This window comes from Maribacter stanieri (assembly GCF_900112245.1).
GTDB lineage: Bacteria > Bacteroidota > Bacteroidia > Flavobacteriales > Flavobacteriaceae > Maribacter > Maribacter stanieri.
Genome location: NZ_FOYX01000002.1, coordinates 481,897 through 501,167, shown reverse-complemented (window position 1 = coordinate 501,167; position 19,271 = coordinate 481,897). Strand labels below are relative to the sequence as shown.

Genomic DNA, 19,271 nt, shown 5'->3' with positions numbered 1-19,271 from the left:
CACTTTAATTAGAATCTTATGAAAAATAATAGAATAGAATCAATTGACTTATTAAGAGGCATTGTTATGGTGTTAATGGCATTGGATCATACAAGAGCATTTCTACATTACGATTCTTATTTTTTCAGTCCTACAGATATATCGCAGACTACCGTTCCATTATTCATTACCCGTTTTATCACTCATTTTTGTGCACCAGTATTTGTTTTTTTAGCGGGTACTTCGGCATATTTGAGTGGAAGAAGAAAAAATAAGAAAGAACTGAGTACTTGGCTGATTAAACGTGGCGTTTGGCTGGTTATTTTTGAATTAACAATTGTACAATTCGTCTGGCAGTTTCAGTTAGATTATGCTATGAATGTACTTCAAGTAATTTGGGTGCTTGGGGTATCTATGATATTTTTAGCAGCATTTATTTATGTCCCAAAAAGGCTAATGATTACAGTTAGTTTAATAGTGATATTCGGACATAATGCATTGGATGGATTTGAACCTGAAACTTGGAATGGGCTATGGACTATTCTTCACTTACAAGCCCCGATAGTTACCAAATACTTCGCTATAATGGTTTTCTACCCTCTTGTACCTTGGGTTTTTGTAATGCCCCTTGGTTATCATTTTGGAGTATTATATACCCAAGATTTTGACCCGAGAGTTAGAAAGAAATATTTGATCTACTTGGGTTTAATTGCAATAGGTTTATTCTTTATTATTAGAGCATTAAACTTTTATGGTGACCCGAATAGTTGGTCAAATTTTGAATCGTTGACTTCTACGATTTTGTCATTCATGAATGTTTCTAAATATCCGCCTTCGTTGTTATATTTACTGATAACATTAGGTCCTTCTATACTTTTACTAGCCTTTGTCGAGAATTGGAAAGGTCGTATTCACCATGCTATTGTTATCATTGGTCGTGTGCCATTTTTTTTTTACGTCGTTCACCTGTTTGTCATTCACTTAGTTGCTTTAATCATAGCAACAATAATGGGATTTTCACCAAGATTGATGGTTATTGAATTATTTATAAGCTTAACAAAAAGCCTTCAAGGTTTTGGGTTTAATCTGGTAGTGGTATACATTTTAGCGATAGCTATAACACTAACAATTTACCCTTTATGTAAATGGTTTTGGAAATATAAGAATAACAACCGCGATAAATGGTGGCTAAGCTATTTGTAAATGATAGGTTATTTAAGGGTTATTTCCCTGAAACCTTTATTTACATGAATTTTTAAGGAAATATACTCTGTAACACTAGATTGTTGTTGAATCATTGACATTCATTAATACTGCTAGAAAATGAATAAATAGTGAAAGAAATCTGGTTGACAATTTTATAAAATTGTACAGAGCTATGCTAACATTATACAACTTCCCTCAACTTGTTTAGCAAACAGTTTTCTCTATTCGAATTGCAATAGGCAACCAATGTTGTCAATATAAATAAACCATTTAAAATACTATCTTATGGAATTAAATGAAGAAAAATTACACGCTTTACTAGGTAAAGTAGTAACTGAAATGGGTGCTGCAGCTAACGGTCCATTAATTACAATTGGAGACAAGCTTGGTCTTTTTACTACGCTATCAGAATCAGACCCTTTATCATCTAATGAATTAGCTGCCAAAACCAATACCGCTGAAAGGTATGTGAGAGAATGGTTATCGGCACAAGCGGCATCTGGCTATGTACAATATCATGCCGATACACAAACATTTTCTATGACGCCAGAGCAAACTATGGTTTTTGGAAACAGAAAGAGTCCTGTTTTTATGACAGGAGCATTTTATGCCATTGCTTCAGTATACCACGATGAGCCAAAAATAGAAGAAGCTTTTAAAACAGGGGAGGGAGTTTCTTGGGGAGATCATAACAATTGCCTATTCTGCGGAACAGAAAAATTTTTTAGTCCTTCCTACGAAGGAAACCTAATTTCTAGTTGGCTTCCAGCTATGGAAGGTCTTGTCAAAAAATTAGAGAAAGGGGCCAAAGTAGCTGATATTGGATGCGGACATGCAGCTTCTACCATAATAATGGCAAAAGCATTTCCTAATTCTTCCTTTATTGGATTTGATTTTCATGCAGCATCCATCGAACAAGCAAAAGAAAGAGCTAAGGAGGCTGGTTTATCTAATATATCTTTTGAAGTGGCAACAGCTAAAGATTTTCCAGGTAACGATTATGATTTTATCGCGTATTTTGATTGCTTACACGATATGGGAGATCCTGTTGGTGCATGTGCACACACCAAGGCAGCCTTAAAACCTGATGGTACTTGTATGATTGTAGAGCCTTTTGCAAAAGATTCCTTAGAAGAAAACTTGAATCCTGTAGGTAGAGCCTTTTACGCTTTCTCAACAATGCTTTGCACACCGTGTTCACTAAATCAAGAAGTAGGACTGGCTTTAGGCGCACAAGCCGGAGAAAAGAGACTGAAAGATGTCATCACCAAAGGTGGTTTTTCTAGATTTAAGAGCGCTGTGGAAACGCCTTTTAATTTGATATTAGAAGCCAGGCCTTAAATAATGATGGTAAAAAAGTTCGGGTTTTAGTGTCTTTTTCTATTTGTAGACTTCAACGATAAAAAGTAAAGTATTGAACAAGAAACAAATACAGAATCATAGAACATTTTTTTGAATTTAAAGGAGAACATGGGTTACTACTGAACCTTTGAAGGAACAAAGAAGTTTTAAAGCTATTTTGATTTCTATTTGCTAATTTGGCGTAAAACAGAGATGATTTTAAATCTCTCTTGCGTTAATCCTGTCAATATAGTTAATAATCAAATTGATAATGAACTTCAAAAACCAAATAGCCTTTCTCAAGGAACTTCAGAAAAACAATTCAAAAGATTGGATGGATGCCAATAGAAAATGGTACAAGCAAGTTCGCGATGAATATATTGGTTGGTTAAATAGTATGAATACAAGACTAGCTACTATTGATAATGAATATTATGATACACCTGGTAAAAAAGGAATTAACCGTATCAATAATAATTTGATGTTTCATCCCAATAAACCTGTTTATAAAGACCATTTTGGTGCTGGGTTTGATAAGAAACCAAAGACAGCAGATTTCTATTTTGAACTAGGTACTGACCGCTGCATTTTTGCTGGAGGATTATGGAGACCTGAGTCAAAAGTATTACGCAGCATTCGCGATGCCATAGATTACGACGGAGAGGAATTAGTGAAAATCTTAAATAAGAAATCCTTCAAAACTCGTTTCGGAGACCTCTATGAAGATGCGAAACTAACAAACGCACCTAAAGGTTTTGATAAAGATCATAAACATATAGAATTACTCAAAAATAAGACTTTTGCCGTATTCCAAGAGTTTTCCACAAAGGAAACCAACAAGGCTTCTTTTGATGATGAGTTAATTAACGCCTGTAAAGAAATGCTACCCTTTAGGCGTTATTTAAATAAAGCGATTACAGTTTAATTATTCAGCGTCGGCTGCAGGAATCCACCTTGGTAATAAATCTGGCTGAGTCATCAAACTATCTAATGGAAACATTGGTCTTTTAATTCTTTTATACCCCAAACGATTAAGGTCTTGATCTACTCCGCCGGGAGTAAGCGCCATGGTCCAATCGCCTCGCATTTCGTACAATTCGGGTACTAAGTAGCCTATTTTTACGACAACAATATCAGCATTTTTAGGGTCTAATCCTAAGTTTGTAAAATCACTTAAATGATGGTATGGCTTCCGTTTTTTGGTGACTATAACATCAATATTTCCAACCTTAACAACTACTTCAACTTCGGCATTGGTATCGCCTTCTTTAATGGCAGTAATAGTTCCGTCTAACAAAATTGGACCTGCAAATCTATGATCTACTGCAGCACCTGCTTTGGCTTTAATTTTTCCTCCAACACCTATTTCCATTGCTTTTTCAACAAATTCTGGTCCGGGTATAGATGCATAGATTAGAGATTTGCCTTTTGTTGATTTAAACTCAGGTCTAGCCAATAGCTCTTTTAGGGTCCAAGTAACATCACCAGCACCTCCAGCCGTTGGGTTATCGCCCATATCACTAATCATGTAAGGTTTCTTATCACTTGCCAATGCCAATTTTAAGCTTTCATCTAAGGTAGTTGTAGGTGCTACAAATTCAAATTCATTACGAACATCCCAAAAGCTTTGAGCTAATTTTTCGGCACCTTTTTCAACCTTTTCTTTATTATCACCCGTAACCATTACAACGGCATGGTTACGTGGTTCGTCTGCCCAAGCATACCCAATCCAAATGGCGGCATCAATAACTCCGTCTTGCTTCGTAATATCTGGTATTTTGGCATATAAACTTTTACCTGGCTCAATACGTGTACTTGTCTTTTCTCCTGGTAATAGAATTGGAACAGGAACCCAAGCCTTATAGGCTGGTTTTCCTTTACCGTTTTCTAAACGGTCAATTAAATTGGTTACCGCTCTCTTTTTAGATTCAATAGCATCTTCATGAGGAGCCATACGATAGCAAGTAATTAAATCGGTATGTTGAGCAAGTCGTTCCGATACATTTCCATGCAAGTCCATAGACGTAGAAATTAATACATCATCACCAATTACTTCACGAATACGAGCTATTAAATCGCCTTCTGGATCATCTAGCCCCACAACGCTCATTGCTCCGTGAATATCAAAGAAGAGTCCGTCATACGGCATGCTCTCCTCTAATAGTTGTAAACTTTTAGTTACTAATGATTCATAAGCTTCTCTTGTAACTGTACCGCCTGGTAAAGATTTACCTACTAACGTAGGTACCCATTCTGCTCTATTTCTATTCACAGAATCTACTTGCAGAAACGGGTATCTCGTAAAAACGGAATCTCCCACTTTTGCATGAAAAGCTTTTTCTGTTGAAAGGGCAGGTGAGAAGGTGCTACTTTCAATACCTAAACCTGCAATCGCTATTTTTGGTAACTCTTTAGTGGTGTTGGTCTTTTGGTCTTTTTTACAAGATGTAATTAGAACTAAAAGTAAAATGAAGTAAATGTAAAATGTTTTCAAGGTAGTTGGTAGTTTAGAGTTCGTATCGAAAAGATAAATGAAAAGACTTTTAGATGGCAAGAGTTTTTGCTAGATGACCATTTTGAAGCTATTAATGATAGTGTTAAGCAATTTTCTGCACTTTTTAACGAAAAGGCTTTCGAACTTTTATGGTTTATTGAATTAAAATCTAAATCATAAGTAATGCCTAATAAAAACAGTATTACTAAGATTATATAATAGTTGGTTATGGTTGGTAAAATTTCTCATAATCTTAAGAATAATCCGTAAATATTAAGTTTAGACCACTATTTAGTATTTTAGGAAAGAAACTAACGCAACATTTTAATGGCAAATTTTAATATTAACGCTAAAAAAGAGGTAACCTATGATGCTATAGTTATTGGATCAGGAATTAGCGGTGGATGGGCAGCAAAAGAACTTTGTGAGAAAGGCTTAAAGACCTTGGTATTGGAGCGCGGTCCAATTGTAGAGCATGTAGTCGATTATCCAACCATGAATTTAGACCCTTGGGATATGGAACTTAGGGGCGGACTAACACCAGAAGAAAAAGAGAAACATTATAAGAACATCCGCTCAGGATGGGTCGGTAAAGATACCGAACATTTTTGGGCAGATGATAAGGCTAACCCATATACCGAAAAGAAACCGTTTTTATGGTTACGTGGTCACCAAATGGGTGGTAAGTCACTATTGTGGGGTAAACAAACCTATAGATGGAGCGATTTAGATTTTGAGGCAAATGCGAAGGATGGGTATGGTGTTGATTGGCCTATTCGTTATAAAGACATTGAGCCGTGGTATACCTACGTAGAAAAGTTTGCAGGAATAAGTGGTGAAGCATTAGGATTACCCCAATTACCAGATAGTCATTTTTTACCGCCGATGGAGCTTAACTGTGTTGAGAAACATGTAAAAGCTAGAATTGAAGAACAGTTTGCAGGTAGAAATATGACGATTGGTAGGGTGGCTCATTTAACTCAACCTCATAATGGTAGAGGTCAGTGCCAAAATAGAAATAGGTGTAGCCGTGGGTGCCCTTATGGCGCTTACTTTAGTAGCAATGCAGTAACTTTACCACCGGCGAATGCTACAGGCAATCTAACTATTCGCCCCTATTCAATAGTACAATCTTTAATTTATGATGAAGCAAAAGGAAAAGCTTCAGGAGTTCGTATTATAGATTCAGAAACAAACGAGGCTATTGAGTATTCAGCTAAAATTATTTTTGTAAACGCATCCACTTTAAGCACAACACAAATTTTAATGAATTCTAAGTCTAATCGATTTGAAAACGGTTTAGGAAATGATAGTGGAGAGCTAGGGCACAATCTTATGGATCACACGTATAGAGTTGGAGCGATGGGAAAAGTTGACGGCTTTGATGATAAATACTATAAAGGAAGAAGACCGAACGGAATTTACATTCCTAGATATGTAAATATCGATGAAAAAAGCAAGTCAGATAAATTTTTACGTGGTTTCGGATATCAAGGCGGCGCTTATAGAGGTGGTAATCCTGCAAATATTGAAGCCTTCGGTGCAGATTATAAAAATAGTATTTTAAAGCCAGGGGGGTGGGAAATGTTCATCACTGGTTTTGCTGAATGTTTGCCTTATCATGATAATAAAATTTCCTTGAATTCGGATGTTTTAGATAAATGGGGGCAACCTACCTTAACGATTGATGCTGAGTTTAAAGCAAATGAAAAGGCATTGAATAAACAAATACAGGAAGATGCGGTTGAAATGCTAACCAAAGCCGGTGTTAAAGATGTTTTAGGATTTGACAATGAGCATCCACCAGGTTATGGTGTTCATGAAATGGGAACTGCACGTATGGGCCATGACCCAAAAACGTCTGTTTTGAATGGATTTAATCAAGTGCATGCCGCTAAAAATGTATTTGTAACCGATGGCGCTTGTATGACATCCTCATCATGTGTAAATCCGTCGTTAACCTATATGGCATTAACGGCCAGAGCTGCAAATCACGCAGTATCAGAATTAAAAAAATTAAATATCTAAGCAATGGACAGAAGAAAAGCGTTACAAAAAACAGGACTTTTTGCAGGAGCAACAATTTTAATGCCTTCCATGCTTTCCTTATTTGAATCGTGTAAAACGGAAACCAGGTTAGATTGGAAACCGTTATACTTTACCGATGTAGAAGCAAAAACTATTTCAAAGCTGGTAGATATTATTTTACCAAGAACAGATACCCCAGGGGCATTAGATGTGAAGTCTGATATCTTTATAGATAAGGTGATTGCCAAAACGTATGATAAAGAAGGGCAAGATAGTTTGCGAGCTGCTATTGCAGCTTTTAATGAGAATTGCAAAGAGAATTACGGCGATATTTTTATCAATTTGAATACCGAAGATAGCATCAAGGTGTTGAAAGAGGCAGAAAAGATTTCTGGTAAATTTGGTTCCGGAGTTTGGGGTGCAGCAGTTGGTCCGCAAGAAAGCATCGGTTTTTATAGGTCTATGAAATCTATGGCTATTTGGGCATTTATGACGTCTGAAGAAATTGGCAAAAATGTATTGAGTTATGACCCCATACCTGGAAAATATGTACCATGTAAACCCTTATCTGAAGTGGGAAATAAATGGAGTTTAGGTTAAACTTAAATTATTCATCTTTTTTAAAAACCACTTTACCATCAAAAATGGTCATAGCTATTTCTGTTTTTAAGAATTCATCTTCCGGTATGGTCATTATATCTTGATTGTAAATAGTAAAGTCAGCCAGTTTACCAGCAGTGATCGTTCCTTTAATACTTTCTTCAAAAGCGCCATAGGCAGCATCAAGCGTATACGATTTTAAGGCTTGCTCCCTAGTCATTTTCTGTTCCGGTTCATAACCGTCTTCAGGTAAACCCTTTAATGTTTTACGACTGATACTGGCATATAAACTCGCAATCGGATTTAGTGGCTCTACCGGTACATCGGTACCATTTACAATAGGTATACCACTTTTTAGAAGGGCTTGCCACATATAGGCACCTTCTTTAATTCGTTTTTCTCCCAAACGGTCAATGGCCCAAGACCTATCTGAAGATAAATGAATGGCTTGCATGGCAGGTATTACACCTAGTTGTGCAAAACGGGGAATATCATCAGGATGTAAATGTTGGGCATGTTCTATTCGAAATCGGTGATCAGTTTTTAAATCGGGCAATTCTTTAAAGGCAGTTTCGTAACGGTCTAAAATTTCTTTATTGGCACGATCACCAATAGCATGGGAGCATACTTGAAATCCTTTTCGCAAACCATTTAAGGCAGTTTCTAGAACCATTTCCATAGGTAAAGTTTCATGTCCAAAATGTCCTGGTCGGTCGGTATAGGGTTCTAATAACCAAGCACCACGTGACCCTAGAGCTCCATCACAATTTAATTTCACGGAACGTATGGTCACTAAATTATCAGGATCAACCAACGGTCCTTTTTCATACCATTCGCCAAGTAATTCTTTGTCCCGTCCGGTGAGCATACCATATAAACGAACTTTCATTTTGTCTGCTGTTTTCATTTGTTCGTACAATGCTATTGTTTCCCGACCGATACCTGCATCGTGAAAACCAGTAATACCGTTTCTGTGACAAGCTGCTACCGCCAGTTCAAATGCTTTATTATTTTGCTCGGGAGTGCTTTCAGGAACATGCTGCCAGATCAGACCTTGTGCTCGCTCATTGAAAATTCCGGTAGGTCTTCCTAGTTCATCGCGCATAACTTCACCACCTTCGACTTGTAATTTATCAATACCATCCTTGGGTAATATCTCAATTCCCGCTATTTCCATAGCCTTGGCATTTGCAAAACCTGCATGGCCACTGGCATGGCTCAAAAACACAGGGTTATTTGGAGTTGCAGCACTTAACAAGTCATGTCTTTGAAATCCATTTACAGCATCTACTGGTAATGAATCCCATTTGCTTTGATGCCAACCTGCACCCAAGATCCATTCACCTGGAGCGACGGTTTTTACTTTTTCGGCCACTGCATCTACGATTTCTTGATAGCTTGTCGTATTTATCAAATCTAGTTCCAATTCATTGTATCCCAAGCCCATAAAATGTCCGTGTCCTTCAATAAGTCCCGGAGTCATAGTTTTCCCTTCTAAATCGATGACTTGGGTTTGTTCGTTTTTGTACTTTTCGGCTTCTTCGAGTTTTCCGGCATAAAGGATAATACTATCTTTCGTAACTACAGCTTCAACTGTTGTTTGTAATGAATCAACAGTGTAAATCGGACCGCCATGTATTAACATGGTGCCGTATTCTTTTGTAGCAATCTTACATCCATTCAATAATAGTAGACTTAACGCAATAGTACAGAAAGTAGAAGTTAGAAATTTCATAGGTTTGATTTTGAAAACTTAAGTTACAATTTTATCACTAAAATAATTGCAATGAGATTTATCTAGATTTTTTGGATTTCCGCATATAATAATTTAGTCTGATTAATAGTTTGTGAGGTGTATCTTAGTAGGTTTCAAATTATGTTAGCTAAAAATTAAAGTATAGTTAAATAGATTTTCAGATGCCAAATAAAAATTTAAAAGATATTAAAAGAGAAATTTTATCAGATAACTGGTATACACTCAATAAATACACCTATAAGTATCAAAAGCCCGATGGTAGTTGGGAAATTCAAGAACGTGAAGCTTACGATCGTGGTAATGGAGCCGCTATTTTATTGTATAACTCTGAAAAGAAGACTGTTGTGCTTACCAGACAATTTCGAATGCCTACATATGTAAATGGTAATGAAAACGGAATGATGATAGAGGTTTGTGCGGGTCTTTTAGATGGAGATAACCCAGCAGATTGTGTACGCAAAGAAACCGAAGAGGAAACCGGTTATAAAATAAGTAACGTACAGAAGGTATTTCAAACCTACATGTCACCAGGGTCGGTGACCGAAATATTGTATCTTTTTGTTGGAGAGTATGATGAAAGTATGAAAGTTAGTGATGGTGGTGGTGCAGACGATGAAACTGAAAATATTGAGGTTTTGGAGCTAGATTTTAATGAAGCTATGAAGATGGTGGCCAGCGGTGAAATTAAAGACGCTAAAACTATAATGTTATTGCAGCATGCAAAATTGAACGGGTTAGTTTAAGCATTTTAATTCGACCTAATTAATATGCAAAATTTGTATAAAGTCGGGTTTGGCGGTGGTTGCCATTGGTGTACCGAAGCTGTTTTTATGTCCCTACGTGGTGTAACCAAAGTAGCTCAGGGCTTTATTTCCCCAAAAGAAAATATAGAAGATTTTTCTGAGGCTGTTATCGTACATTTCTATCCGGATATTATAGCATTAGAAGACCTTGTAGCTATTCATTTAGATACTCACCGTAGTACCCAAAACCATTCTATGCGAAATAAGTATAGGTCTGGTATCTATTTTTTTGAAAAGAAAGAAGAGTTTGTTTTAGCGGAAATTATGAGGGAGTTGCAAAAGGATTTCGATGAACCTATAATTACATCCATTATACCATTCGGGGCTTTTACATCATCTCAAGAACAATTTCAAAATTACTATTTCAGTGATACGGAGAAGCCATTTTGTAAAACACACATATCACCTAAAATTAAATTTTTAAAGGAGAAATACGCTAAACATGTAGTTATAAAATAATAGCTTAATACTTATCTCTAAGTATTTGTAACATTTGTTCTAGACGTAATCTTTCTTCGGATACTGGTTCCCTGAAATGATTATTCATAAAACTAAAAATCAATTTTTTACCTGATTTTGTTACTAGGTAGCCACTAAGACAATAATTATTACTTAAACTACCGGATTTGGCAAAGATGTACGGATGTTCTTCACCAGCAAATCTATTTTTTAAGGTGCCTGATTTTCCGCCAGCTGGGAAGATGGAGAACAAACGGTCTTGCGAAATTTGGGAGTGCAATTTGTCTAAAACAGCAACCATATTTTGCGGAGTGAATAAATTGTAACGTGAAAGTCCAGATCCATCAACCCATCTAGGTTCTTGTTTTAAATCACTCAAGTCATTTTCTAATATATGAGTTCGTACAGCTTTACTATTTAAGGTATCGTTTAATTGTGATGAAGAAATTAGTAATAATTGTTCGGCTATGAAATTATCGCTTTCATGCATCATCCTTTTATAAAGAGAATCTGAAGGCACGCTATATAAGGTTTGTTTCTTACCCAATGGCATGCTAGTGATGATACCCACTTTTGTTTTTAATATATTTTCTAAGATTGATCTTGTAGTTAACGTGCTTGTAATAAAAGGCGTCTCTAAAGTATCTCTAGACTCAGGAGAATAATAGAATACATTAGAAAATTCATTCCTGTTTCTTTTGTTGGTCAACTCTAGAACACTGTCTTTAAAATAAGTAGGTGATACCTGTATGGCATTTGTTTTATAAGCCATTATTACATTTCCATGAATGGGGAGTATACTTTTCTCTGGAGAGTAGTACCATTGATAATCGTCCCAAGCCCAACCTGGTCCATATTTTTCATCTTCAAAATTCCCTGCCGCGTAGACTACATTATTCTGGTTTCTTAGAAAATTTAATGCAGATGAATCTTTTATAAAGGGATGAAGAAATGATGGGTCACCTGTACCTTCAAAATATAAAGTATCGTTGGTGTTGATGTATTTTAATGCGGGTATTTTTTCTGGTAAAATAGTTACTGCCGTAAATAATGTAAAGATTTTGGTATTGCTGGCAGGTATAAAGTATTTATGACTATTATGATTGTAGATGGTATCTTTTGTATCAGCATCTATGACTAAGATACCTGTAAATTGATTATTATAAAATGAAGAAGAAAGCTGATTATCAAAATCTTTTCTGATAATAGATTTTTTTGAAACACAGGCAGACAGTAATAATATTATAATGCCTATAAAAAGAAAATTTTTCATGAATTCGAATGTACAAAATAGAATACTTATTAATGCGATAAAAATTTAACACGAAGAGTATTACTTTAACTTTTTATATACAATATTCGACATGCATTTCTGTTTACCTTTATACAACAACAAATATATTAATCTAACAACAACATGTCTAAGTCAATGCTAGAGTATAGTAAAACAGTACTTAAAAAGGTTAGTTTTGATACCTTGCTTTTCTGCAAAGAATTAAAGAAAGCCATAATGACGTTACTACCTGAAGAGGTGGAAGAATTAAAAGTCTGGTTAGAAAGTTACATTACGGATAAACCAGAATTACAACAAAGTTTAGTTTATTTAAAAGCATAATAAAAGAGCCACTTTAAGTGGCTCTTTTTTTTTAAGCAACCTTTAGATGGTTTGGTCATCTTTTATAAAAAAACACAGATGGCAATTAGATTTTTGATTTCAATATTTTTTTTATTCTTAATGCAATGTCAAAATGACGACATGCCTTTTGATGATACACCTATAGATGACACAAGTTTAGTTGGTGAGTGGTTGCTGTATGAGTCATATGTCAGTACTGGTGGTGCTACAGAATGGAAAGATGTGGAAGAAGGGTATCGGTACTTCTTCAATGAATTTGGAAATTATGAAAGAACAGATTACGATAAAAACTTATTAGATTCCGGTACTTACGAAATTACAGAAGAAGAGTTGTATCTATATTTTATTACCGAAGGGAAAAAAGATACATTAGGCTATAGCGCAGACTTTAATGAAAGTAAAACCAGATTAACGCTATCACCCTCTTACCCTGCTATCTGTATAGAAGGTTGTTTGTATAGATTTAATAAAGAGTAGCTAATTATTTGTTAATCGGGCTAATGATTTTCACATCTTGAAAAGCGATAGCTCCACGTACAATACCTGTAATAACATCTCTTAATGCCTCTGTAATCTGTACTTTTAGTTCTTTTTTATGATATATAAGACTTACCTCACGTGCAGGCGAAGGATCTTTAAAATACTTTAGGTTCTTTTTCTTAACATCGTCAAGTTCTAAAGTATTTAAATAGGGTAGAAGGGTCATACCCAATCCTTCATTCGAAAGATTTATAAGTGTCTCAAAACTACCGCTTTGTAAACTAAAATGATCGCCGCCAATTTTTGGGGCTTTACAAAGGTTAAGAACCCCTTCTCTAAAACAATGACCATCTTGTAGAAGCAAAATATCTTCAATATCTAAATCATCAGGAGTAATTTGTGTGCTATTTCCCAAACGGTGCTCTTTAGGTACATACCCTACAAACGGTTCATAATATAAAGGCCTCTCTGTAATGAAATCAACTTCTAATGGAGTAGCGGCAATAGCAGCATCTATGTGACCGTCTTCAATATTTTGTATAAGACTTTCTGTATTTTGTTCCTTAATGATAAGGTTTACTTTTGGATATTTCTGAATGAAACTCTTAAGAAACATTGGTAATAATGTGGGCATTATTGTTGGTATAATTCCCAACACATAATCCCCACCTATATACCCTTTTTCTTGTTCTACAATATCTTTGATACGTGCAGCTTCGTTAACAATATTTTTTGCCTGAGCCACTATTTTTTTACCTACTTCAGTAATTGTTATAGGCTTTTTACTTCGGTCAAAAAGTAGTATATCTAACTCATCCTCAAGCTTTTGAACTTGCATGCTTAAAGTGGGCTGAGTAACAAAGCTTTTCTCGGCAGCAAGGGTGAAATTCTTATATTCTGCAACAGCAAGTACATATTGTAATTGAGTAATGGTCATGTATATAGTTTAAGGCTATAAAATTACTAAAAACCATTATTATAACCTATTGCCTGAGGAGGATGTACACCTTATTGTTTTTTAAAATCTTAGCTTAATCTCCATATCTTCATTTGCAATAGAAAATTTTGCATCACTAAAAGTTGGAGGTCCCATTTGCATAGAATTACCACTCATTGCATAATCTTCTTTGGGCATTCCATTATTTTCAAAATCCATACGTTGATTATCGTTTGCATCATGTAAAACGGAAAAAGCATAATCACCAGGTAGTATATGTTCAAAGGTTAAGATTAGCTCACCTGCTTCAGCTTTGTCATGGCTTGTTTTAATTCTGTCAGCTTTCATAAAAGTTTGTTCATTGTGCAATGCGCTAAGTACATGACCTTCATTGTTCAATACATTTTCGATAATAACGGTTAACGTTACGCCGTCATTTCCTTGAGCATTCATAGTAACGGTCATTGCTAATACAGTAATGGTAAATAGTAACTTTTTCATTTTATAAGGTTTTAAAGATTAATTGATGCTTCAAAGATGCCTTATCAATACGCTTTTTGAAATAGAAACTAACTCAGTTGTAGAAATGCTATCCTGAATTGTAGAAAAGGGGAGGTATAGAAAAAACAAGTACTTGTGAAATACTATCTTCTTTTGGTAATGAAATAGTCTAAACCAAACTTACCTGAGCCAAATCCCATAAAAAATAGCCCTAGACAAAATAATGTAAAAGTGGGTATAATACTCCAAGAGTCATCCCAAGGTCTAAATACGATGGTGGTAAACATGGTTATAGTTACAAAAAAAGCTGTTATTCTTGTATTTAACCCTAAAATTAATAAAAGACCGCCAAGAGCCTCAGTCATCCCGGCAGACCAGGCAAAGAATTCTGGCATGTATGAAAAAGGAACTCCAAATTGTCTTACCAAATCAACGAACCAATCAGAAACTTCTAATAAGCCGAGTTCGGCAGATTTGGGGGTCCATGGAGTACCAAACTTATTCACTGCAAAAACAAAGGAAAGTAAGTATCCTGTAAATATTCTAGGAATTAAAACTAAAACATTTGGTAACAACGCATCTATTCTAAATGGGATGATCAACTTTTTTAACGGGTATAGTTGTTCGTTCATTTTGGTTGGTAATGGTTTCTTAAACTTAATAAAAATAAATGTTTTATGATATGATAATTATCAGTTTGCATCCTTGATTGCAGTCAGTTTATTTTTAGTTATTATCGTCATCATTTTTACATTTTAACTTCATATATTTAATTTTATACACACCATTAAAATTGGTTTAAAATCTTTTAGAGTCAATAATTAAGGGGGCTAAAGTGTACCTTTGAATTAGAAAAAGTAATATATATGACTAAGATAAAAGCATACGCGGCAGATAATAAAGACGCTAATTTGAAGCCGTTAGAAATAGAAAGAAGAGATCCGTTAAAGGATGATGTAAAAATTGATATTTTATATTGTGGCGTATGTCATAGCGATTTGCACCAAGTACGTAACGATTGGAAAAATTCCGCATATCCGGTAGTTCCAGGACATGAAATTATAGGTAAGGTTTTAGAGGTTGGTAGTGGAGTTACCAAATTTAAGGTAGGTGATTTAGTAGGTGTTGGTTGTTTGGTAGATTCATGTCAAACGTGTAGCGCATGTAAAGATGATTTAGAACAGTTCTGTGAAAATGGTGCAACGTTTACTTATAATAGTAAAGACAAACATTCAGGAGGGCATACTTTTGGTGGTTATTCTGAAAATGTAACCGTAAATAAAGAGTTTGTATTAAAAGTACCTGAAAATTTAGACCCTAAGGCAGCGGCACCATTGTTATGTGCTGGTATAACCACGTACTCTCCATTAGCACATTGGGGTGTTAAAAAAGGGGATAAGGTAGGTGTAATCGGTTTAGGTGGTTTGGGTCATATGGGGATCAAATTTGCACATGCAATGGGGGCTCATACAGTTATGATTACGACATCTCCATCTAAAAGTGAGGATGCTAAGAAATTAGGTGCAGATGAAGTTTTAATATCTAAAGATGAAGCACAGATGAATGAACATGCAAATTCTTTCGATTTCTTACTAAACACTATTCCTGTGGGGCATGATATGAATCCGTATGCGGCTTTATTAAAAAGAGATGCAACTATGGTAATTGTAGGGGCGGTAGAACCTTTAGATCCATTACATGGTGGTAGTTTAATAATGGGAAGAAAAAGTATCGCAGGCTCTTTAATTGGAGGTCTAAAAGAGACTCAAGAAATGTTAGATTTCTGTGGCAAGCATAATGTAGTTTCAGATATTGAAATGATTGATATTCAAAACATCAACGATGCGTATGATAGATTACAAAAATCTGATGTAAAATATAGATTTGTAATTGACATGAAATCTTTAAAAGATAGTTAGATAATAGAAGTCTATAATTGAAAAGAGCCATATCTAAATATGGCTCTTTTTTATTTTAATTGTATGCTCTCTATTTCCAGAGTAAAATCTTCTTCAATTCCGTTCTTAATAATAAAAGCGATTTGGGCAAGATAATCGCCATGGTAGTTGGGCAATTTTAGTTCTTCACCTCTAAATACAGGTTCCATTTCTTTAAATGGAATTTCAATGGTATGCCATTCTTTACTAGATTTAAAGTCATAGCTATAAGTATGCCGTTGATGTTCGCCAGATTTACATCTAAATGCATATTTTTTACCATCTCCTTTTAATCGTATTACAAAAGTGGAGTAAGTATCTACTGCAATTCTATCTAAATCAAGTCTAACTAAGCAAAAGCCTCCATTATTTTCTAATGATACGTGCCCACTAAATACGCCATTTCCTTGGGGGTTAATTTGTATGAGCCCCATAGATAAACCGCCCATAACATCATCATTGACAATTTGCCATTCTTTAATTTTGGACGCTTTGTTGAATTTATAAATAGAAAGTAATTCGCTCATAATTTTAATAGTTTGGGATGATAGAAACTGCGATTAAAATTAGAGGAAAGAAAACCAATAATAATACTCTAAACCTTTTTATTTTAACTTGTTCACCAAAGTTTTAAGGCATACGTTTTTTCATTTCATCCGCAACAGCTTTTTCTGAAGGACCTTGTTTTTCTAATTCAGATATAATTTTAGGATGGTCATGGCTTCTGCCTTGAGAGAGTTTATTTACTGCCTGTATATCGTTAATTTCAATTTCAAACCCGATGATGCCACTAACTTGTCTCATAGTTTTATCAGACATATCGTTCAATGAAATAGGATGCTCTGACTGTTGCTCATATTTATTTACAAGTTCATGTAAAGAAGTAAGTAGCTCTTCTGAAGTTTGAATTTTTACAGTACCATATACATGAACGGCAATATAGTTCCAAGTAGGTACTTCTTCTTGCTGATACCAAGATGAGGATATGTAACTATGTGGGCCATTAAAAATACAAAGCACTTCATCGCCATCAATTAAATTTTTGCTCTGTAAATTGGCTTTGGCAATATGGCCAACCAATACATCGGCATCATTAGAATTCTTTCCCAATTCTAAAGGAATATGTGTACCCCATGGTTTGCCATTAATAGTATTAATAAGAATACCGAAACTATTACTTTTTAGAAAGTCATTAATCTCGTTAATGTCATTGTTCTTGTAGTGTTCAGGAATAAACATGTAGATAGATTTTAATTGTAAATATACTGGTTTTGCGTAATTGCTTTTAGAAACAATTATTTAATGCTTAGTGCTAAGTATTTGACGAAATCCTAATTATCTTGTATAAGAATTTTAAAACAAGAATATGCCATTTATATCAAATACAAAAGCAAAGGAACAAGTAGATATTTTCTATGAAGATTATGGAAGTGGACAACCCGTAATATTAATACACGGATGGCCTTTAAGCCGTAAATCTTGGGAACAACAGGTTTGGAAAATTGTTGAGGAAGGGTACCGTTGTATATCATATGACCGTAGAGGATTCGGAACATCATCTGCACCTTGGGGAGAATATGATTATTCTGCTCTAGCAAGTGATTTAAATGCGATTATAGAAGAGTTAGATTTGAAAGACGCAATTATTGTTGGTTTTTCAATGGGAGGAGGAGAAGTAGTACGTTATTTAACGGAATATGGTTCTAGTAGAATAGCAAAAGCAGCGTTAATAAGCTCTATTGTTCCATTGGTAAAACATAAATCTGATAATCCTGATGGAGTGCCAGAAGAAGCTTTAGATGGTATTATAGATGCCTTACAGAAAGATAGAGTTGGTTTTTTAAAGGAATTTAGCAAAGGATTCTATAATTATGAGGATAATAAGGATAATCGAGTAAGTCAGGCACAACTAGATTATGACTTTAATATAGCATCATTTGCTTCGCCTAGAGCAACAATACAAGCGGCTCTTGCATGGATGCATACGGATTTTAGACCAGAGCTAAAAAACGTAACAGTGCCAACATTAATAGTTCATGGAGATGCAGATGCCACTGTACCTTTTGAAACATCTGCAAAACAAGCTGCAGAAGGAATTAAATATAGTACGTTAGAGGTTATCAAAGGAGCTCCGCACGGACTTAATGTAACCCACCCAGAAGAATTGAATGAGATATTGATTTCATTTTTAAAGAAATAAAAATATCTCTTTCAAATAAAAAATCCCGATTGTTTCAACAATCGGGATTTTTTATGCTGTCTAATAAAATCTTAGTTCTTCATTTCTAAGTTTGCGAATACGGGCAAATGATCGGAAATATGCTTGTTGTTTTCCATTCTGTCATCAATATGAATATACTCTAGAACTTCAAAATTCTCAACAAATATATAGTCAATACGGTTGTTTAAAACTCTATTGTGGTCAAAACCGCTAAAGGAACCAGTAGGACCATAGAAAGGTTTTTTGGTGATAGATTGGCCATCTGTCAAAGCGCCTTGCAAGAATTTGATAGGAGTTTCATTAGGGCTCAAATTCAAATCACCCATAAGAACTACCGGAAGCTTATTTGAATTTATTTCTTTGATTTTAGTAACTATAAGCTCAGCAGATTTTTCACGGGCAACAGTGCCTATATGATCAAAATGGGTGTTAAATACCATAAACTGCTTACCGCTTTCTATATCTACAAATACCCCATACGTACAAATACGTTCCATAGAAGCATCCCAACCTACTGAAATTTCATGTGGAGTTTCAGAAAGCCAAAACGTTTCACTTTTTAAAAGCGTATACTTTTTAGTATTGTAAAGAATAGGGGAGTATTCCCCTTTTTTCTTTCCATCATCTCTACCAACGCCAATAAAGGTGTAGTCTGATAAGTTTTCATCCAAATAGGTCAACTGATGATCAAGTACCTCTTGCATACCAATAATACCTGGCTCATAATAGTTTAAAAGTTCAACCATGGCTTCTTTTCGGTCGTTCCAATTGTTTACCGTATCGTTTACATTATCATACTTGATATTGTATGATAACACCTTGACTTCTTGTCCGTATGTAGTTAAAAACGAGATGAATAATCCTAGTATAAAAATAATTTTTTGAGTTTTCAT

General features: G+C 35.0%; 20 protein-coding genes. 11 read left to right on the top strand and 9 right to left on the bottom strand.

What is annotated here, in order from left to right; all coding sequences use genetic code 11:
• The first annotated feature begins 18 nt into the window (after positions 1–18).
• The 3 genes from BM296_RS12680 to BM296_RS12670 all read left to right on the top strand — a co-directional run bounded on the left by BM296_RS12680 (position 19) and on the right by BM296_RS12670 (position 3,451).
• Positions 19–1,182 (top strand): acetyltransferase domain-containing protein, encoded by a 1,164-nt coding sequence (locus tag BM296_RS12680; protein ID WP_091903354.1) that lies wholly within the window; start codon positions 19–21, stop codon positions 1,180–1,182.
• A gap of 288 nt (positions 1,183–1,470) precedes the next feature.
• Positions 1,471–2,526 (top strand): class I SAM-dependent methyltransferase, encoded by a 1,056-nt coding sequence (locus BM296_RS12675; RefSeq protein ID WP_027067480.1) that lies wholly within the window; start codon positions 1,471–1,473, stop codon positions 2,524–2,526.
• Between the two features lie 271 nt (positions 2,527–2,797).
• The gene (locus BM296_RS12670) at positions 2,798–3,451 is read left to right on the top strand and encodes a DUF2461 domain-containing protein (RefSeq protein ID WP_091903352.1); all 654 of its coding nucleotides are present in this window, start codon (positions 2,798–2,800) and stop codon (positions 3,449–3,451) included.
• On the opposite strand, the gene BM296_RS12665 is transcribed toward BM296_RS12670, so the two are convergent.
• Entirely contained in the window at positions 3,452–5,005 is a 1,554-nt protein-coding gene (locus BM296_RS12665) for a M81 family metallopeptidase (RefSeq protein WP_455565248.1), read from the bottom strand.
• Positions 5,006–5,347: 342 nt separating this feature from the next.
• Between BM296_RS12665 and BM296_RS12660 the strand changes: the two genes are divergently transcribed.
• Both BM296_RS12660 and BM296_RS12655 read left to right on the top strand, forming a co-directional pair.
• Positions 5,348–7,048, top strand: coding sequence for a GMC oxidoreductase (locus BM296_RS12660; RefSeq protein ID WP_091903348.1), 1,701 nt, complete (start codon positions 5,348–5,350; stop codon positions 7,046–7,048).
• 3 nt (positions 7,049–7,051) lie between these two features.
• Positions 7,052–7,648, top strand: a complete 597-nt coding sequence (locus BM296_RS12655) for a gluconate 2-dehydrogenase subunit 3 family protein (protein ID WP_091903346.1) — start codon at positions 7,052–7,054, stop codon at positions 7,646–7,648.
• Positions 7,649–7,655: 7 nt separating this feature from the next.
• Here BM296_RS12655 and BM296_RS12650 read toward each other — a convergent pair whose 3' ends face one another.
• Positions 7,656–9,383: an amidohydrolase gene (locus BM296_RS12650; RefSeq protein ID WP_091903344.1), complete on the bottom strand. Its 1,728-nt coding sequence runs from the start codon at positions 9,381–9,383 to the stop codon at positions 7,656–7,658.
• 182 nt (positions 9,384–9,565) lie between these two features.
• Between BM296_RS12650 and nudK the strand changes: the two genes are divergently transcribed.
• Together nudK and BM296_RS12640 are read left to right on the top strand one after the other, a co-directional pair.
• Complete coding sequence (nudK, locus tag BM296_RS12645) at positions 9,566–10,147, top strand: GDP-mannose pyrophosphatase NudK (protein ID WP_091903342.1); 582 nt, start codon at positions 9,566–9,568, stop codon at positions 10,145–10,147.
• Positions 10,148–10,171: 24 nt separating this feature from the next.
• Positions 10,172–10,666 (top strand): peptide-methionine (S)-S-oxide reductase, encoded by a 495-nt coding sequence (locus tag BM296_RS12640; RefSeq protein ID WP_091903340.1) that lies wholly within the window; start codon positions 10,172–10,174, stop codon positions 10,664–10,666.
• Between the two features lie 4 nt (positions 10,667–10,670).
• Here BM296_RS12640 and BM296_RS12635 read toward each other — a convergent pair whose 3' ends face one another.
• Positions 10,671–11,939, bottom strand: coding sequence for a D-alanyl-D-alanine carboxypeptidase/D-alanyl-D-alanine-endopeptidase (locus BM296_RS12635; RefSeq protein WP_091903338.1), 1,269 nt, complete (start codon positions 11,937–11,939; stop codon positions 10,671–10,673).
• A 144-nt stretch (positions 11,940–12,083) separates the two neighbouring features.
• On the opposite strand from BM296_RS12635, the gene BM296_RS12630 reads away from it, so the two are divergent.
• Positions 12,084–12,281, top strand: a complete 198-nt coding sequence (locus tag BM296_RS12630; RefSeq protein WP_027067471.1) for a hypothetical protein — start codon at positions 12,084–12,086, stop codon at positions 12,279–12,281.
• Positions 12,282–12,359: 78 nt separating this feature from the next.
• Positions 12,360–12,779: a lipocalin family protein gene (locus BM296_RS12625; protein ID WP_091903337.1), complete on the top strand. Its 420-nt coding sequence runs from the start codon at positions 12,360–12,362 to the stop codon at positions 12,777–12,779.
• Between the two features lie 4 nt (positions 12,780–12,783).
• On the opposite strand, the gene BM296_RS12620 is transcribed toward BM296_RS12625, so the two are convergent.
• The 3 genes from BM296_RS12620 to BM296_RS12610 all read right to left on the bottom strand — a co-directional run bounded on the left by BM296_RS12620 (position 12,784) and on the right by BM296_RS12610 (position 14,852).
• Positions 12,784–13,719: a LysR substrate-binding domain-containing protein gene (locus tag BM296_RS12620; RefSeq protein WP_027067469.1), complete on the bottom strand. Its 936-nt coding sequence runs from the start codon at positions 13,717–13,719 to the stop codon at positions 12,784–12,786.
• A gap of 81 nt (positions 13,720–13,800) precedes the next feature.
• Complete coding sequence (locus tag BM296_RS12615) at positions 13,801–14,220, bottom strand: DUF2141 domain-containing protein (RefSeq protein ID WP_091903336.1); 420 nt, start codon at positions 14,218–14,220, stop codon at positions 13,801–13,803.
• Between the two features lie 143 nt (positions 14,221–14,363).
• Entirely contained in the window at positions 14,364–14,852 is a 489-nt protein-coding gene (locus tag BM296_RS12610; protein WP_091903335.1) for a DoxX family membrane protein, read from the bottom strand.
• Between the two features lie 234 nt (positions 14,853–15,086).
• On the opposite strand from BM296_RS12610, the gene BM296_RS12605 reads away from it, so the two are divergent.
• On the top strand, positions 15,087–16,139 hold the full coding sequence (locus BM296_RS12605) for an NAD(P)-dependent alcohol dehydrogenase (protein ID WP_091903334.1): 1,053 nt from the start codon (positions 15,087–15,089) through the stop codon (positions 16,137–16,139).
• Positions 16,140–16,189: 50 nt separating this feature from the next.
• On the opposite strand, the gene BM296_RS12600 is transcribed toward BM296_RS12605, so the two are convergent.
• Both BM296_RS12600 and BM296_RS12595 read right to left on the bottom strand, forming a co-directional pair.
• A complete protein-coding gene (locus tag BM296_RS12600) occupies positions 16,190–16,684 on the bottom strand; it encodes a CIA30 family protein (RefSeq protein ID WP_036147098.1) in 495 nt (164 codons plus the stop codon).
• Between the two features lie 103 nt (positions 16,685–16,787).
• Positions 16,788–17,396 (bottom strand): FMN-binding negative transcriptional regulator, encoded by a 609-nt coding sequence (locus tag BM296_RS12595; RefSeq protein WP_091903333.1) that lies wholly within the window; start codon positions 17,394–17,396, stop codon positions 16,788–16,790.
• 127 nt (positions 17,397–17,523) lie between these two features.
• Between BM296_RS12595 and BM296_RS12590 the strand changes: the two genes are divergently transcribed.
• Positions 17,524–18,357 (top strand): alpha/beta fold hydrolase, encoded by an 834-nt coding sequence (locus tag BM296_RS12590; RefSeq protein ID WP_027067463.1) that lies wholly within the window; start codon positions 17,524–17,526, stop codon positions 18,355–18,357.
• Positions 18,358–18,428: 71 nt separating this feature from the next.
• Here the strand turns inward: BM296_RS12590 and BM296_RS12585 are convergent, their stop codons facing one another.
• Complete coding sequence (locus tag BM296_RS12585; protein ID WP_091903332.1) at positions 18,429–19,271, bottom strand: endonuclease/exonuclease/phosphatase family protein; 843 nt, start codon at positions 19,269–19,271, stop codon at positions 18,429–18,431.

Excerpts from the sequence above, each read along its gene's own strand:
- BM296_RS12680 (WP_091903354.1), top strand. The coding sequence starts at position 19 with ATGAAAAATAATAGAATAGAATCAATTGACTTATTAAGAGGCATTGTT.
- BM296_RS12675 (WP_027067480.1), top strand. The coding sequence starts at position 1,471 with ATGGAATTAAATGAAGAAAAATTACACGCTTTACTAGGTAAAGTAGTA.
- BM296_RS12670 (WP_091903352.1), top strand. The coding sequence starts at position 2,798 with ATGAACTTCAAAAACCAAATAGCCTTTCTCAAGGAACTTCAGAAAAAC.
- BM296_RS12660 (WP_091903348.1), top strand. The coding sequence starts at position 5,348 with ATGGCAAATTTTAATATTAACGCTAAAAAAGAGGTAACCTATGATGCT.
- BM296_RS12655 (WP_091903346.1), top strand. The coding sequence starts at position 7,052 with ATGGACAGAAGAAAAGCGTTACAAAAAACAGGACTTTTTGCAGGAGCA.
- BM296_RS12650 (WP_091903344.1), bottom strand. The coding sequence starts at position 9,383 with ATGAAATTTCTAACTTCTACTTTCTGTACTATTGCGTTAAGTCTACTA.
- nudK (WP_091903342.1), top strand. The coding sequence starts at position 9,566 with ATGCCAAATAAAAATTTAAAAGATATTAAAAGAGAAATTTTATCAGAT.
- BM296_RS12640 (WP_091903340.1), top strand. The coding sequence starts at position 10,172 with ATGCAAAATTTGTATAAAGTCGGGTTTGGCGGTGGTTGCCATTGGTGT.
- BM296_RS12635 (WP_091903338.1), bottom strand. The coding sequence starts at position 11,939 with ATGAAAAATTTTCTTTTTATAGGCATTATAATATTATTACTGTCTGCC.
- BM296_RS12630 (WP_027067471.1), top strand. The coding sequence starts at position 12,084 with ATGTCTAAGTCAATGCTAGAGTATAGTAAAACAGTACTTAAAAAGGTT.
- BM296_RS12625 (WP_091903337.1), top strand. The coding sequence starts at position 12,360 with ATGGCAATTAGATTTTTGATTTCAATATTTTTTTTATTCTTAATGCAA.
- BM296_RS12620 (WP_027067469.1), bottom strand. The coding sequence starts at position 13,719 with ATGACCATTACTCAATTACAATATGTACTTGCTGTTGCAGAATATAAG.
- BM296_RS12615 (WP_091903336.1), bottom strand. The coding sequence starts at position 14,220 with ATGAAAAAGTTACTATTTACCATTACTGTATTAGCAATGACCGTTACT.
- BM296_RS12610 (WP_091903335.1), bottom strand. The coding sequence starts at position 14,852 with ATGAACGAACAACTATACCCGTTAAAAAAGTTGATCATCCCATTTAGA.
- BM296_RS12605 (WP_091903334.1), top strand. The coding sequence starts at position 15,087 with ATGACTAAGATAAAAGCATACGCGGCAGATAATAAAGACGCTAATTTG.
- BM296_RS12600 (WP_036147098.1), bottom strand. The coding sequence starts at position 16,684 with ATGAGCGAATTACTTTCTATTTATAAATTCAACAAAGCGTCCAAAATT.
- BM296_RS12595 (WP_091903333.1), bottom strand. The coding sequence starts at position 17,396 with ATGTTTATTCCTGAACACTACAAGAACAATGACATTAACGAGATTAAT.
- BM296_RS12590 (WP_027067463.1), top strand. The coding sequence starts at position 17,524 with ATGCCATTTATATCAAATACAAAAGCAAAGGAACAAGTAGATATTTTC.
- BM296_RS12585 (WP_091903332.1), bottom strand. The coding sequence starts at position 19,271 with ATGAAAACTCAAAAAATTATTTTTATACTAGGATTATTCATCTCGTTT.